This window comes from Nocardioides mesophilus (assembly GCF_014395785.1).
Lineage (GTDB): Bacteria > Actinomycetota > Actinomycetes > Propionibacteriales > Nocardioidaceae > Nocardioides_B > Nocardioides_B mesophilus.
Genome location: NZ_CP060713.1, coordinates 2,810,719 through 2,825,127, shown reverse-complemented (window position 1 = coordinate 2,825,127; position 14,409 = coordinate 2,810,719). Strand labels below are relative to the sequence as shown.

Genomic DNA, 14,409 nt, shown 5'->3' with positions numbered 1-14,409 from the left:
CTCCCTCGTTGCGCACCACATCCCCGTTTACCAGCAACTAGCAGTCACCGTGCGCGCTCGTTGCTGCCGCTGACCCGACACCGCGGGTCCGCCGGGTGGCAGACTGCGCCGGATGAGCACCGACGACACCGACACCAGCAGCGGCTCCGACGGCTACGAGACCGAGCCGGCCACGTCCCCGTGGCACGCCGGCGTACCGGTCGGCGAGCGGCTGTCGGCGGAGGAGCTGACCGGCTCGCCGTTCTTCGGCTTCGAGGTGTCCGACGGCCGCCTGGTCAGCGCGCCGGTCGAACCGATGCTGGTCCCCGAGCGCCCGCGGCACGGTGAGCTGGACCCGGCCGAGTGCGGTCACTGCCGGCCCACGGACTGGGGCCGGTGGCTCTGGAAGGACGAGCACTGGCACGTCGCGGCGCCGCCGTCGACCGGGCTGCCGTTCTGGGCCGGCCTCGCCCCTAACGACCATCTGCTGCTGCACGAGCTGGACGGGCAGACGCTCGCCGCGCTCGGTCCGATGATCCAGCGGCTCTCCGGCGCCATCCAGGGGCTCGACGGGGTGGCCCGCACCCACATGGGCCGCTGGGGCGACGGGTCGGCCCACTTCCACCTGCACTTCTACGCCCGGCCGCTGGGCATGATGCAGGGCCGCGGAGCCATGCTCGCGTTCTGGGACGACCTGCTGCCGCCGACCGACCCGGCGCTGCTGCGCCGGCACGAGGCGCAGGTGGCCGCGGCGCTGGCCGCCGATGGCGGCGAGGCGCTCGTCTGACTGGGTGTCGCCGCCCCCGTGTCCGACCGCAACCGGCTCGGCAAGGGGCGGCGGCCGCCTACCTCTCGCCCGTACCGCCTCGACACAGACCGAGCGTGCCCGGGGCCCCCTTCGGCAAGCCGTAGTACTTCCACGAGTCCGCTGCAGTCTGGACCTGGGACGTGAGCTGACCGACGGGGTCGGTGGAGTCCAGGTCGTTCAGCCCGCTGGCGGCGCAGGCCGAGTTGGCGTGATCCAGCGCCCCGGTCTCGTTGGTGTTGTCGGGGATGCCCGGCGGCCCCTTCACCTCCCCGGCGACCGCTTGAGCAGCCGAGCCGGCGACGAGCAAGGCCGCGCAGAGCATAGTTGCGGAGAATCGCCTCAACACCATGTTGGTCCCGCCTTCCCTGGTCGGAAAACCCGACGCTAGCGCTCGGCCGACAGGGTCGTCATGACGCCTTCTGCCCTCGTCGGACCGGGGTGGTCGGGGGATCCAGAGTCCACAATCCGACGGATCCGGTAGCCGCGCCTGCATGGGGCGCGGCAGGCAACCGGGACACCCGTCTGGGCCTCAGCGCGTCTCGGCCGCCCGGACGGCGTCCGCGAGACGGCGTACCGCGTCGCGCAGCTCCTGCTCCGGGTCCGCCCCGGCGGCCCGGGCCTCGACGACCAGCGCCAGCAGCCGCTCCCCCAACGACCCGCCGAGGGCCGGGGTGACCCCGACGCGGCCGGCCCGGCCGACCACCTTGTCCGCGAGCGCGAGCGCCGGCAGCGCCAGCGGTACGCCCTCGAGGACGGAGTCGCGACCCTTCTCCGCGTGCTTGAGCGTCTCCCAGTTCGCCTCCACCTCCGCGACGTCCGCGACGTCGAGGCCGGCGAAGACGTGGGGGTGCCGGTGCACGAGCTTGTCGACGATGCCACCGGCGACCGCGTCGATGTCGAAGCCGCCCTCGAGCGGGTCCGCCTCGGCCGCCACCCGGGCGTGGAAGACCACCTGCAGCAGCAGGTCGCCGAGCTCCTCGCGCAGGTGCACGGGGTCGCCGCTCTCGATCGCCTCCAGCGTCTCGTAGGTTTCCTCCACGAGGTACGACGCCAGCGACCGGTGGGTCTGCTCGCGGTCCCAGGGGCAGTGCAGCCGCAGCTGGTCCATCACCGTGACCAGGTCCAGCAGCCGGGCGCCGGGCACGTCGTACGACGCGTGCAGCACCTCGACCTCGACCTCGGAGGCCCCGTCGTCCGGATCAGCAGCCGCCGGGGGGTTCACGATCGCGGTCGCGAGCTCGCCGGGCAGCCGGTCCGCCTCGGCGTCCGAAGCCAGCCAGACCACGGACGCGGTGCGGGCCGCGACGAGCAGCCCGGGTCCGGTGGCGTCGGCGAGCACGTCGACCCGGTGACCGGCGGCGGCCACCGCCCGGGCGAGCGGCAGCGCGGCGTCCGCGGCGAGGACCCGGTCGGCGGCCGCGACCGCCTGCCACGCCGACCACGACATCAGCCCCGGAGCGACCCGGGGGCTGGTGATCAGGAGGGTGAGCTGCACCGCTGCGAGACCGGCAGACCGGCCTTCCAGGCATCGCTCGGCTCCGCGGCCGCACCAGCCTTGGCCGAGGCGGAGACCGGGATCGACAGCGAGCCGCTGGCCGGGACCAGCGAACCGTCGGTGTAGTCGCCGAAGCGCGGGTCCACCTCGACGTCGGCGTCCTTGGCCCAGGCGCTGAACACCTTGCGCCCCTCGGCCTCGGCCTGGTCGTCGCTGGCCCGCGGGTTGCCCTGGCTCGCCAGGGACTCCTTGCCGGCCGCGATGAAGATCAGCTGCGCGGTGCGGTAGCCGGTGAGCAGGTCGCGGAAGTCCTGCCGCTGGGCCTCGGGCAGCGCCGCGATCCCCTGCTGGTTCTGCTCCACGAACTGCGAGACCTGGCTCTGGTCGACCGTGATGCCCTTCTCGGCGGCGAACTGCTCCGCGAGCTTGCTCTCGACGATCAGCTGCAGGGCCGCCTGGCGGGCGCCGCGCAGCGGCAGCACCGGAACCTGCTGGCCCTGGGCCGCGGCGCCGGTGATGTTGGCCGAGCAGAGCGCCACCGCGGCGTCGTCCACGCGACCCTCGCTCACCTCGGAGCCGTTGACCACGGCGGCCGCACCCGGGTGCATCCCACAGCCGGCCAGCGTCGCCGCGGTGACCACGGCAGCGGCCGAGAGCCTGGCCTTCTTGCCCCACTTGCCCACGTGCGCACGGATCACGGCTGCTTCACACTCTCCTCGGTCGGTCTCACGGCCCCGGCCGGGTCGATCACGGTGTCGACGACCTGCCGGGACCAGGTGAGCAGCTCCTCGTCGCGGATCGGCCGTCCCCCGACGACGGCTGTCGACGGGCGGGGCACGAGCATCGTACGCACGCCGGGCTTGAGGATGCTCTTGGGGTAGATCCGGTTCAGCCGGACGGTGGCGGAGTCGGGCAGCTCCACCGGCGCGAACCGGACGTACTTGCCCTGCGCGGTGACGTCGGTCAGCTTCGCCGCCCGGGCCCGGGCGCGGAACCGCGCCACCGCCAGCAGCGAGGCCACCGCCTCCGGAGGCAAGCCGTAGCGGTCCACCATCTCCTCGCGGATCAGGTCGACGTCCCCGTCGGTGCGGACCTCGGCGAGCCGCTTGTACATCTCCAGCCGGAGCCGCTCGCTGGGCACGTAGTCGTGCGGCAGGTGCGCGTCGATCGGCAGCTCGATCCGGACCTCCGAGAGTCCCTCGTCCTCGGCGCCGTCGCCGCGGAACTCGTGGACCGCCTCGCCGACCAGCCGCACGTAGAGGTCGAAGCCGACGTCGGCGATGTGGCCGGACTGCTCCCCGCCCAGCAGGTTGCCGGCGCCGCGGATCTCGAGGTCCTTCATCGCGATCGCCATGCCGCCGCCCAGGTCGGAGTGCTGGGCCAGGGTCGCGAGCCGCTCGTGGGCGGTCTCGGTCATCGGCTTGTCGGCCGGGTAGAGGAAGTAGCCGTAGGCCCGCTCGCGGCCCCGCCCGACCCGGCCACGCAGCTGGTGCAGCTGGGAGAGCCCGAGCATGTCGGCGCGCTCGATCACCATCGTGTTGGCGTTGGAGACGTCGAGGCCGGACTCCACGATCGTGGTGCACACCAGCACGTCGGCCTTCTTCTCCCAGAAGTCCAGCATCACCTGCTCGAGCTGGTGCTCGCCCATCTGCCCGTGCGCCACGGTGACCCGGGCCTCCGGGACGAGCTGGCGGATCCGGGCGGCGGCCTTCTCGATCGATTGCACCCGGTTGTGGATGTAGAACACCTGGCCCTCCCGCAGCAGCTCGCGGCGTACGGCGGCCACCACCTGCCGGTCCTCGTAGGCGCCGACGTAGGTGAGGACCGGGTGGCGCTCCTCCGGCGGGGTGGTGATCGTCGACATCTCCCGGATCCCGGTGATCGCCATCTCCAGGGTCCGCGGGATCGGGGTGGCCGACATCGAGAGCACGTCGACGCTGGTGCGCAGCCGCTTCATCTGCTCCTTGTGCTCGACCCCGAAGCGCTGCTCCTCGTCGACGATGATCAGGCCGAGGTTCTTCATCCTGATGTCGGGGTTCAGCAGCCGGTGGGTCGCGATGACGATGTCGACGGTCCCGTCCTGCAGGCCCGCGATCACCTCCGCGGCCTCCTTGTCGGTCTGGAACCGCGAGAGCCCCTTGAGCACCACCGGGAAGCCCGACATCCGCTCCGCGAAGGTCGAGAAGTGCTGCTGCACCAGCAGGGTCGTCGGCACCAGCACGGCCACCTGCTTGCCGTCCTGGACCGCCTTGAACGCCGCCCGCACCGCGATCTCGGTCTTGCCGTAGCCGACGTCGCCGCAGACCAGCCGGTCCATCGGGACGGTGCGCTCCATGTCGCGCTTGACCTCGTCGACGGTGGACAGCTGGTCCGGGGTCTCGGTGAACGGGAACGCGTCCTCGAGCTCGCGCTGCCACGGGCTGTCCGGACCGAACGCGTGGCCCTTGGTGGCCTGCCGGGCGGCGTAGAGCTTGATGAGCTCGGCCGCGATCTGCTTGACCGCCTTGCGCGCGCGGCCCTTGCGCTTGGCCCAGTCGGCGCCGCCGAGCCGGTCCAGCGACGGCTGCTCGCCGCCGACGTAGCGCGTCACCTGGTCGAGCTGGTCGGTGGGGACGTAGAGCTTGTCGGCGGGGGCGCCGCGCTTGCTGGCGCCGTACTCCAGCACGAGGTACTCGCGGGTGGCGCCCTGCACCTCCCGCTGCTTCATCTCCAGGTAGCGGCCGACGCCGTGCTGCTCGTGCACGACGTAGTCGCCGGCCTTGAGCTCGAGCGGGTCGATCTGCCGCTTGCGCCGGGCCGGCATCTTCCGCATGTCCTTGGTCGACGAGCGCTGCCCCGACACGTCGTCACCGGTGAGGATGACCAGCTCGTCGAACACCAGGCCGTGCGCGAGCGTGGCGGTGGTGACGACCACCAGGTCGCGGGGTACGTCGTCGGCCGTCGCGATCGTCTCGACGAACCGGGCGGCGACGTCGTGCTCGCCGAGCACCTCGACCATCCGCTGCGCGGGCCCGTGCCCCTCGGTCATCAGCACGACCCGGCGGCCCTCGCCGAGCCAGGTCCGGACGTCGGCGACCGCACCCTCGACGTCGCCGCGGTACTCCTCGACCGGGCGCACCGCCACGGTCCGGCTCTCCACCGCGCCGCTCTGCCAGTCGACGCCGGCGCTGACGATCTCGCCGAGCGAGTCGCGCAGGGGGTCGGAGAGGTCCTCGTCGGCGATGCCGAACGGGGAGACGCTCCACCAGGGCTTGTCCTGGCCGAGGCTGAGCTCGCGGACGTCGGCGATGCTGCGGTAGGACGCGGCGCCCAAGTCGATCGGGGCCTGACCGCCGCCGGCGGCCGCCGCCCAGGAGGCGCCGAGGAACTCCTCGCTGGTCGCGACCAGGTCGTGGGCGCGGCTGCGGGCGCGCTCGGGGTCGAGCACCAGCACGTGGGTGTCGGCCGGCATCAGGTCGACCAGCATCTCCATCTCGTCGACGAGCACCGGTGAGAGCGACTCCATGCCCTCGACCGCCACGCCCTCCGCGAGCTTCTCGGTGATCTCGGCGAGCTCGGGGTGGGCCTCGCCGAGCGCCTTGGCCCGGGCCCGGACCTCGTCGGTGAGCAGGAGCTCGCGGCAGGGCGGCGCCCAGAGCCGCTGCACCGGCTCCAGGGTGCGCTGGTCGGCCACCGCGAACGAGCGGATCTCCTCGACCTCGTCGCCCCAGAACTCGACGCGGAGCGGGTGCTCCTCGGTGGGCGGGAAGACGTCGACGATGCCGCCACGGACCGCGAACTCACCGCGCTTCTCCACCAGGTCGACCCTGCTGTAGGCGGCCCCGGAGAGCCGCCGGACGACGTCCTCGAGGTCGGCCCGGCCACCCGCCTCCAGCTCGACCGGCTCGAGGTCGGCCAGGCCCTTGACCTGCGGCTGCAGCACCGAGCGGATCGGCGCCACGACCACCTTGAGGGGACCGTTGCTGGGGTCGTCGCCGGGGTGGGCCAGCCGGCGCAGCACGGCCAGCCGGCGACCGACGGTGTCGCTGCGCGGGCTGAGCCGCTCGTGCGGCAGCGTCTCCCAGGACGGGTAGTAGCCGACCAGCGAGGGGTCCATCAGGCAGCCGAGCTGGTCGACCAGGTCCTCGGCCTCGCGGGCGGTGGCGGCCACCGCCAGCACGGTGCGGCCGGCGTCGACGAGCCCGCGGACCACGAACGGCCGCAGCGCCGGCGGCCCGGTCAGGTCCAACGCCGCCACGGCGCCCTCGCGGGCGTCCTCCACGGCGGTGGCCAGGGTCTTGTCCCCGAGGACCAGGTCGGCCAGTCCCTGCACGCTCAACGCTTCGACTCCCTGTTTTCGGCGGTCCGCGGCTGCCGGTGGCAACACGACGGCCCCCTGCCGGCCGGCGGTGGGCCGGGACGTCGAGGGGGTGCCGCCAGTCTACGGGGGTCACCGACGGCGGCCGCCGGGTCAGCGCAGCCAGCGACGGAGCCGTTTGGCGTCCAGCCGGTCCCGGGCGGTCGCGTAGACCTCGAGGTAGCCCTCGCCCGCCACCTGCTCCAGGGCGTGCATCCGCCCGAAGCTGAAGCCGTTCTGCCGGTCGAGGTGCGCCTGCACCCCCATCTGGCGCAGCGCCGCCCGGGTCAGCAGCGTGTCGCGGTGGTCCCCGAGCGCCTGCTGCACGGCCTCGGCCGCCTTCTCCATCTCCTCGGCGCGCTCGCCGAGGAGCGGCTTGAGGGTCTCGGCGGCGTAGCGGGCCCGCTTGGCCGCCTTGCGCACGTCGTGCAGCGCCGCGTCGAGGGCACGGTCACCGGCCGGCAGCGCAGCAGCCCGGCCGGCCCGGCGCCGGGTGCGCCGCCAGTCCTGGCGCAACCGGCGGCGTACGTCGTCGACCGACGCGCTGCCGGGCGCCTCGGCGACGACCCGCTCCAGCTCGTCGGCGAGCAGCCGGGGCGGGTTGTCGGCCAGCAGCTCCTGCACCCGGACCAGCTCCGAGGCCCGGGCCGCCCGCACGTGGTCGGCCACCCGCGCCGACACCGGGCCCAGCAGCAGCTCGACCGGATCGGCGACCAGCAGCACCTCCAACCGCTCCTGGACCACCTCCACGTCGCGCAGCCCGCTGAGCTCGGCGGCGGACCAGCGGAGGTCCTCGACCAGGCGCTGGGTGGCGGGCCACCGCAGCAGGTCCTCGAAGCTGACCAGCAGGCTCCGTGCCCGTCGCATCGCCACGCGGAGGTCGTGGACGCCCTCGGCCTCCTCCGCCCGCACCATCGCCTCAGCACGGCGCACCTGCCCGGCCAGCTCGGCGAGCCGGCCCCGCAGGAGCCGGTCCACCTCGGTGCCGCCCGGGTCAGACATCGACGGTGGTGTGCGGGACGAAGGAGGTCATGGCGCCATCCTGTCGGCGCACCGCTGCGGTGTCAGCGACTTGTCGGGGACTGCGGCTAGGTTGGCTGCCATGGCGTCGTCGAAGTCACCGTCGGTGGAGCTCGAGGTCGACGACAAGGTCGTCCGGATCTCCAACCCCGACCGCGTCTACTTCCCGGCCCGCGGCGAGACCAAGCTCGACCTGGTCCACTACTACCTCGCCGTCGGCGACGGGATCGTCAACGCGCTCTTCGAGCGCCCGTGCATGCTGCACCGCTTCCCGACCGGGGTGAGCGGCGACAAGGTGCACCAGAAGCGGCTGCCGGCCGGGGCGCCGCCGTGGATGGAGACGGTGCGGGTGCACTTCCCGCGCTGGAACCGCACCGCCGACGAGCTCTGCGTCACCGAGCTCGCGCAGGTGATCTGGGCGGTGCAGATGTCGACCGTCGAGTTCCACCCGTGGAACAGCCGGCGCGCCGACACCGAGAAGCCCGACGAGTGGCGCATCGACCTCGACCCCGGGCCGGAGTGCGACTTCGCCACCGTCCGTCGGGTCGCCCACGTCGCCCACGAGGTGCTCGACGAGCTCGGCGCCACCGGCTTCCCGAAGACCTCCGGCGGCAACGGGCTGCACGTCTACGTCCGGATCCGGCCCGACCACGGGTTCGGCGACGTGCGCCGGGCGGCTCTGGCCTTCGCCCGCGAGGTCGAGCGGCGCTCCCCCCAGGACGTGACCACCACCTGGTGGCGCAAGGACCGGGACTCGGCGGCGCTGTTCGTGGACTACAACCAGAACGCCCGCGACCACACGATCGCGGCGGCCTACTCGGTGCGGGGCAACCCGGAGGCGACCGTCTCCACGCCGATCCGGTGGGACGAGGTCGACGACGTCGAGCCCGGCGACTGCACGATCGCCACCGTCCCGGCGCGTTACGCCGAGCTCGGCGACCTGCACGCCGACATCGACGACCACGTGTTCGACCTCGCGCCGCTGCTGGAGTGGGCGGACCGAGACGAGGCCGCCGGCAACCCCGTGCCGGACCTGCCCGACGACGACTCCTGAGCCGGGCGCGGGCTCAGACCGGGAGCCCGTGGGCCCGCAGCTGCCGGTGCAGCGTCTGCAGCCCGTCGTCGACGTGCCACTGCTCCGCACGCAGGCCGACGCCGCGGGCGCTCTGCACGTTGGCGGCGTTGTCGTCCACGAACAGCACGCGGTCGGCCGGCAGGTCCAGCCGCTGCAGGATCCGCCGGAAGTACGCCGGGTCGGGCTTCGCGACCCCGAGCTCGTAGGAGTAGAAGGTGTCGTCGAACAGGTCGCCGTACCCGAGCGTCGCGTGCATGTGCCGGCCGCGGTGCTCGTCCTGGTTGGTGGCCAGGCAGCAGCGGACGCCCGCGTCGCGCAGCGCCCCGACCAGCTCCCGGGTCTCCAGCACGGGCTCCATCGTCAGCCAGACCCGCATCGCCTCGTCGTAGGAGTCCGCCAGCCCCCAACGCTCCAGCAGCCGCGGCAGCACCTCGACCCAGCGGGCCTCCCCGGTCAGGGCCGGGCGCTCGGCCGCGAAGGCCTCGTCGAGGAACCCCTGTACGTCGTCGACCAGGTGCCCGACGACCGGGCGCATCGAGGCCTCCCAGCCGGCCGGCAGGTGCTGGAGCACCCCGTCGGCATCCCAGAGGACCGTCCGCACCGCAGGGTCGGCCGCGTTCACTCGGTCCCGTTGCGGCGGACGAAGTCGACGATCGCCTCGGACAGCTCGGGCCGGCACACGATCAGGTCCGGCAGCAGCACGTCCGCCTGGTTGTAGACCAGCGGGCTGCCGTCCACGCGGGAGGTGAACAGCCCGGCCGCGCGGGCGACGGCGACCGGTGCGGCGGAGTCCCACTCGTACTGGCCGCCGGCGTGCACGTAGGCGTCGGTGACGTCGCGGACCACCGAGATCACCTTGGCGCCGGCGGAGCCCATCGGCACCAGCTCGGCGTCGATCTCGTCCGCGAGCGCCTGCACGAACGCCGGCGGCCGGGTGCGAGAGACCGCGATCCGGGGCCGCTGGGAGGTGCGCGGCGGCAGCACCGGGGGCTCGCCGGTGTGGAAGGTGGTGCCGAGACCGGGCTGGGCGACCGCACCGGCGACCAGGTCCCCGCCCTGGCCGTCGGCGGCGCGGGCCCACAGCGCCACGTGGACGGCCCAGTCCTCGCGCGGCGGCTCGGAGAACTCCCGGGTGCCGTCGAGGGGGTCGATGATCCAGACCCGGTCGGCGCTCAGCCGGCGGGTGTCCTCGTGGGTCTCCTTGCTCTCCTCGGAGAGCACGGAGTCCTCGGGACGGTAGGCCGCGCACAGCTGCATGAGCAGGTCGTGCGCCGACTCGTCACCGGCGTCCTTGAGCGCCTTGCCTTCCAGCCCGCGGCCGCGGACCTCGGTCAGCAGCTCGCCGGCGACGGTGGCCGCCCAGGCGGCGAAGCGGTGGTCGTCCTCGAGGACGCCCTCGGGAGGGGTGGGGAGGTCGGTCACGGTGACTCCTGTCGGTTCGCGGGCAGGTCAGGTTCGCGGGCAGGTCGGGTTCGCGGGCAGCCGGTCAGCTGTTGAAGCGGCTCTGGGTGGCCTCGAGGCCCTCGGTGAGCAGCGACTCGACGGCGTCGGCGGCACGGTCCACCTGGAAGGGCAGCGCCTTCCGCTCGGCGGACGAGTAGTCGGAGAGCACGAACGACGCCGGGTCCTGACGGCCGGGCGGCCGGCCGATGCCGACCCGGACCCGGTAGAACTCGCCGGAGTCCAGCGACCGCCGCATCGACCGCAGGCCGTTGTGGCCGTTGTCGCCGCCGCCGCGCTTGACGCGCAGCGTGTCGAAGGCGATGTCGAGCTCGTCGTGCACGGCGATGATCCGCTCGACCGGGATCTTGTAGAACTTCGCCAACGTCGACACCGGGCCGCCGGTCTCGTTCATGTAGCAGCGGGGTCGCGCGAGGACGACGCGCTCGCCGCCGATCCCGCCGGGGCCACCGAGCCGTCCCTCGACGACGTCGGCCCGGCCGGACTTGTGCGGACGGAACCCGCTGCCCAGCCGGGAGGCGAGCTCGTCGGCCACCCGGTAGCCCACGTTGTGCCGGTGACCGGCATAGGAAGGGCCGGGGTTCCCGAGCCCGACCACCAACCATGCTCCGCTCTCGGAGCCGGTCGACGCGTCGTTCACGGGATCCCCGGCCTTCCTGTTGAAGATCGCTCTCACACGCTCGCCCCACACGGCAGCGAGCGTAACGGGGTCACTCCTCGGTGGAGGACTCCCCCGAGCCGCCCTCGGCAGCCGCGGCCGCCTCGCCGCTCTCGGCCTCGGGCTCCTCGCGCTCGATGCCGGCCTCGGCCTCGGCGCTCTCCAGCTCGGCCTCCACCTCGTCGGCGGTCGGCGCGTGGGTGACGTGCACGATCAGCGCGTCGTCGTCGGCCAGCACGGTGGAGCCCTTCGGCAGCTGCAGGTCCTTGGCGAAGATCTGCACGCCGACCTCGGCACCCTCCACCGAGACCTCGATGAACTCGGGGATGTGGGTCGCCTCGGCCTCGACCGAGACGGTGGACTGCTCGGTGACGACCATGCCGTCGGGGCCCGGCTCGCCGATCACGTGGACCGGGATGTCGACGGTGACCTTCTCGCCCTTGCGGACCAGGACCAGGTCGAGGTGCTCCAGGAAGCCCTTGATCGGGTCACGCTGGATCTGCTTGGGCAGCGCCAGGTGCTCCTTGCCCTCGATGGTCAGCGTCAGCAGCGCGTTCGCGCCGCCGTGCTTGAGCGCGAGCATGGTGTCGTGGCCCGGCAGGCTGATGTGCACCGGGTCGGTGCCGTGTCCGTAGAGCACCGCGGGCACCTTGGCGGCGCGCCGGATGCGGCGCGCGGCGCCCTTGCCGAACTCGGTGCGGGTCTCGGCGTGGATGTTGCTCTCCGACATGGGGAACTCCTCAACTAAGGCTTCGTGCATGGTCGTGCTGCGTGGTGGTCACACCGGTGAGGGAGGCGCTCCGGAGTACGGGCGCGCGGCGGGTCGCACGGAAGGCGACAAGCCAGCCGAGCCACCACGTCGATCACGGAGCGAGTCCTAGGTCTCCCTCGCCGAGGCAACTTCCCGATCCTAGCGGAGCCCCGGGACCGGAGGCGAATCGTGTCCGCGGGGGCTTCGCTCAGGCCTGGCCGTCGAAGAGGCTGGTGACCGAGCCGTCCTCGAACACCTCGCGGATCGCGCGGCTGATCAGCGGTGCGATCGAGAGCACGGTGAGCTTGTCGAAGTGCCGGTCGGCCGGGATCGGCAGCGTGTTGGTGACCACGACCTCGGTCGCGGGGCAGTTCTTGAGCCGGTCGACGGCAGGGTCGGAGAGGATCGCGTGCGTCGCCGCGATCACCACCCCCGCGGCCCCGTCGTTCATCAGCGCGTCGGCGGCCTTCACGATGGTGCCGCCGGTGTCGATCATGTCGTCGACCAGCACGCAGATCCGGCCCTCGACCTGGCCGACCACCCGGTTGGCGACGGACTCGTTGGGCCGGTGGATGTCGCGGGTCTTGTGGATGAAGGCCAGCGGGGCACCGCCCAGCCGGCTCGACCACTGCTCGGCCACCTTGATCCGTCCGGCGTCCGGGGAGACCACGGCGAGCTGCTCGCCGCCGTACTTCGACGCGACGTACTCGGAGAGGATCGGCAGCGCCATCAGGTGGTCGACCGGGCCGTCGAAGAACCCCTGGATCTGCGCGGTGTGCAGGTCGACGGCGATCAGCCGGTCCGCGCCCGCGGTCTTGAACAGGTCGGCCATGAGCCGCGCCGAGATCGGCTCGCGGCCGCGGTGCTTCTTGTCCTGGCGGGCGTAGCCGTAGAACGGCATCACCACGGTGATCCGCTTGGCCGAGGCCCGCTTGAGCGCGTCGACCATGATCAGGTGCTCCATGATCCACTCGTTCACCGGAGCGGTGTGGCTCTGGATCACGAAGGCGTCGCACCCGCGGACCGACTCCTCGAAGCGCACGTAGATCTCGCTGTTCGCGAAGTCGTAGGCCGCCGTCGGCACCAGGCCGGACCCGAGGAGCTCGGCCACCTCCTCGGAGAGCTCGGGGTGGGCGCGTCCGCTGAAGACCATCAGGTTCTTCTCTGTCGTGCGCTTCAGACCACTCACGCCGCATCTCCTCGAGGCTGGGGGTTCATGCGATTGGAGGCTGGGGTTCACCTGATTGTCGCTCAGAGTGGGTCTCGGAAGCGACCTCGGGTGCGGCGGGGTGAGACGTGCCACCCGCGGGCGCCGGCTCGCCGTCGCCCGTGGCGAGGGCCGCCGCGGCCGCCTCCGCGGCGGCGCTCCCGGGCCGCTTGCGCAGCACCCACTCCTCGAGGTGGCGCTGCTGGCCCGCCGAGACGGCGAGCGCGCCGGGCGGAACGTCGCGGCGTACGACGGTGCCGCCGCCGGTCACCGCCCCGTCGCCGATGCGCACCGGAGCGACGAACGTGTTGTTCGACCCGGTGCGCGCCTCCCGGCCGACGGTGGTGCGGTGCTTGGCCACGCCGTCGTAGTTGGCGAAGATCGTGCCGGCGCCGATGTTGCTGCCCTCGCCGATCTCGGCGTCGCCGACGTAGGAGAGGTGCGGCACCTTGGCCCGGTCCGCGATGCGGGCGTTCTTGGTCTCCACGAAGGTGCCGATCTTGCCGTCGGCTCCCAGGTAGGTGCCGGGCCGCAGGTAGGAGAACGGGCCGACGTTGGCCCGCTCGCCGATCACCGCGAGCTCGCCGTGGGTGCGGACCACCCGTGCGCCGGCGCCCACCTCGACGTCCTTCAAGGTGCAGTCCGGCCCGATGACCGCGTCCTCGGCCACCACCGTCGCGCCCAGCAGCTGCACGCCGGGCAGCAGGGTGACGTCCGGTGCGAGCACCACGTCGGCGTCCACCCAGGTGGTCGCCGGGTCGGTGATCGTCACGCCCTCGCGCATCCAGCGGGTGAGGATCCGTCGGTTCAGCTCGGCTCCGAGACCGGCGAGCTGGGCCCGGTCGTTGGCCCCCTCGGTCTGCATCACGTCGTCGATCCGGAAGGCCCCGACCGGGCGTCCCCCGGCGCGGGCCAGACCGACCACGTCGGTGAGGTAGTACTCGCCCTTGGCGTTGTCGTTGGTGATCCGGGTCAGCGCGTCGGCGAGGAAGGCGCCGTCGAAGGCGAACACCCCGGAGTTGATCTCGCGCACGGCGGCCTGCTGCGGGTCGGCGTCCTTCTCCTCGACGATCGCGGCGACGCCGTCGTGCTCGTCGCGGATGATCCGGCCGTAGCCGTGCGGGTCGGGCACCTCGCCGGTGAGCACGGTGACCGCGCGCCCGGCGCTGCCGTGCTCGGCGACCAGCGCCGCGATCGTCGATCCCTCCATGAGCGGGGTGTCCCCGGCCATCACCACGACGGTGCCCTCGGGCGAGCCGGCGACGGCGGACAACGCGTCCAGGCCGACCCGGACCGCGTGACCGGTGCCGTCCTGGCTCTCCTGGACGGCCAGCAGTGCGCCCGGCGCGGTCTGCCGGACGTGCGGGCCGACCTCGTCCCGGCCGTGACCGACCACCGCGACGACGTACTCCGGGTCGACGGTGAGGGCGGCCGTCAGGACGTGGCCGATCATGCTGCGCCCGCACACCGGGTGCAGCACCTTGCTCAGCTTCGACTTCATCCGGGTGCCGTTGCCGGCCGCCAGCACGATCACCGCTGTCGGACGGTCCACCGTCTGCGTCACACGCTCTCCTCGGTCCTGGTCCCGGCGTCGGCTGCTCGCGTCGTGCGCAGCCTGG

Annotated in this window: 13 protein-coding genes; 2 read left to right on the top strand and 11 right to left on the bottom strand. The window is 72.8% G+C overall.

All coding sequences use genetic code 11. The features are described 5' to 3' along the window. Nucleotides 1–112: 112 nt before the first annotated feature. Nucleotides 113–766 carry a hypothetical protein gene (locus H9L09_RS13635; protein ID WP_187577443.1) on the top strand — a complete coding sequence of 218 codons (654 nt, stop codon included), beginning with the start codon at nt 113–115 and terminating at the stop codon, nt 764–766. Nucleotides 767–824: 58 nt separating this feature from the next. On the opposite strand, the gene H9L09_RS13630 is transcribed toward H9L09_RS13635, so the two are convergent. From H9L09_RS13630 to H9L09_RS13610, 5 genes are all read right to left on the bottom strand, one after another. Then, nucleotides 825–1,136 (bottom strand): hypothetical protein, encoded by a 312-nt coding sequence (locus tag H9L09_RS13630; protein ID WP_187577442.1) that lies wholly within the window; start codon nt 1,134–1,136, stop codon nt 825–827. Between the two features lie 180 nt (nt 1,137–1,316). After that, nucleotides 1,317–1,949, bottom strand: coding sequence for a nucleoside triphosphate pyrophosphohydrolase (locus H9L09_RS22160; RefSeq protein WP_425491730.1), 633 nt, complete (start codon nt 1,947–1,949; stop codon nt 1,317–1,319). 314 nt (nt 1,950–2,263) lie between these two features. Continuing rightward, entirely contained in the window at nt 2,264–2,980 is a 717-nt protein-coding gene (locus tag H9L09_RS13620) for a SurA N-terminal domain-containing protein (protein ID WP_187577441.1), read from the bottom strand. Further along, complete coding sequence (gene mfd / locus H9L09_RS13615; protein ID WP_187577440.1) at nt 2,977–6,600, bottom strand: transcription-repair coupling factor; 3,624 nt, start codon at nt 6,598–6,600, stop codon at nt 2,977–2,979. The genes H9L09_RS13620 and mfd overlap by 4 nt, the downstream gene beginning before the upstream one ends. 132 nt (nt 6,601–6,732) lie before the next feature. Continuing rightward, nucleotides 6,733–7,620, bottom strand: coding sequence for a CHAD domain-containing protein (locus tag H9L09_RS13610; RefSeq protein ID WP_187577439.1), 888 nt, complete (start codon nt 7,618–7,620; stop codon nt 6,733–6,735). A gap of 100 nt (nt 7,621–7,720) precedes the next feature. On the opposite strand from H9L09_RS13610, the gene ligD reads away from it, so the two are divergent. After that, entirely contained in the window at nt 7,721–8,692 is a 972-nt protein-coding gene (ligD, locus tag H9L09_RS13605) for a non-homologous end-joining DNA ligase (protein ID WP_187577438.1), read from the top strand. Between the two features lie 13 nt (nt 8,693–8,705). Here the strand turns inward: ligD and H9L09_RS13600 are convergent, their stop codons facing one another. The 6 genes from H9L09_RS13600 to glmU form a co-directional block, all read right to left on the bottom strand. After that, a complete protein-coding gene (locus tag H9L09_RS13600) occupies nt 8,706–9,335 on the bottom strand; it encodes an HAD family hydrolase (protein ID WP_187577437.1) in 630 nt (209 codons plus the stop codon). Beyond that, the gene (locus tag H9L09_RS13595; RefSeq protein WP_187577436.1) at nt 9,332–10,135 is read right to left on the bottom strand and encodes a 3'(2'),5'-bisphosphate nucleotidase CysQ; all 804 of its coding nucleotides are present in this window, start codon (nt 10,133–10,135) and stop codon (nt 9,332–9,334) included. The genes H9L09_RS13600 and H9L09_RS13595 overlap by 4 nt, the downstream gene beginning before the upstream one ends. A gap of 64 nt (nt 10,136–10,199) precedes the next feature. Next, complete coding sequence (gene pth / locus H9L09_RS13590; protein WP_187577435.1) at nt 10,200–10,814, bottom strand: aminoacyl-tRNA hydrolase; 615 nt, start codon at nt 10,812–10,814, stop codon at nt 10,200–10,202. A 70-nt stretch (nt 10,815–10,884) separates the two neighbouring features. Next, nucleotides 10,885–11,562: a 50S ribosomal protein L25/general stress protein Ctc gene (locus H9L09_RS13585; protein ID WP_187577434.1), complete on the bottom strand. Its 678-nt coding sequence runs from the start codon at nt 11,560–11,562 to the stop codon at nt 10,885–10,887. A gap of 229 nt (nt 11,563–11,791) precedes the next feature. Next, nucleotides 11,792–12,772 (bottom strand): ribose-phosphate diphosphokinase, encoded by a 981-nt coding sequence (locus H9L09_RS13580; protein ID WP_187577433.1) that lies wholly within the window; start codon nt 12,770–12,772, stop codon nt 11,792–11,794. Between the two features lie 25 nt (nt 12,773–12,797). Next, nucleotides 12,798–14,354: a bifunctional UDP-N-acetylglucosamine diphosphorylase/glucosamine-1-phosphate N-acetyltransferase GlmU gene (gene glmU, locus H9L09_RS13575; RefSeq protein WP_223164040.1), complete on the bottom strand. Its 1,557-nt coding sequence runs from the start codon at nt 14,352–14,354 to the stop codon at nt 12,798–12,800. Nucleotides 14,355–14,409 lie beyond the last annotated feature (55 nt).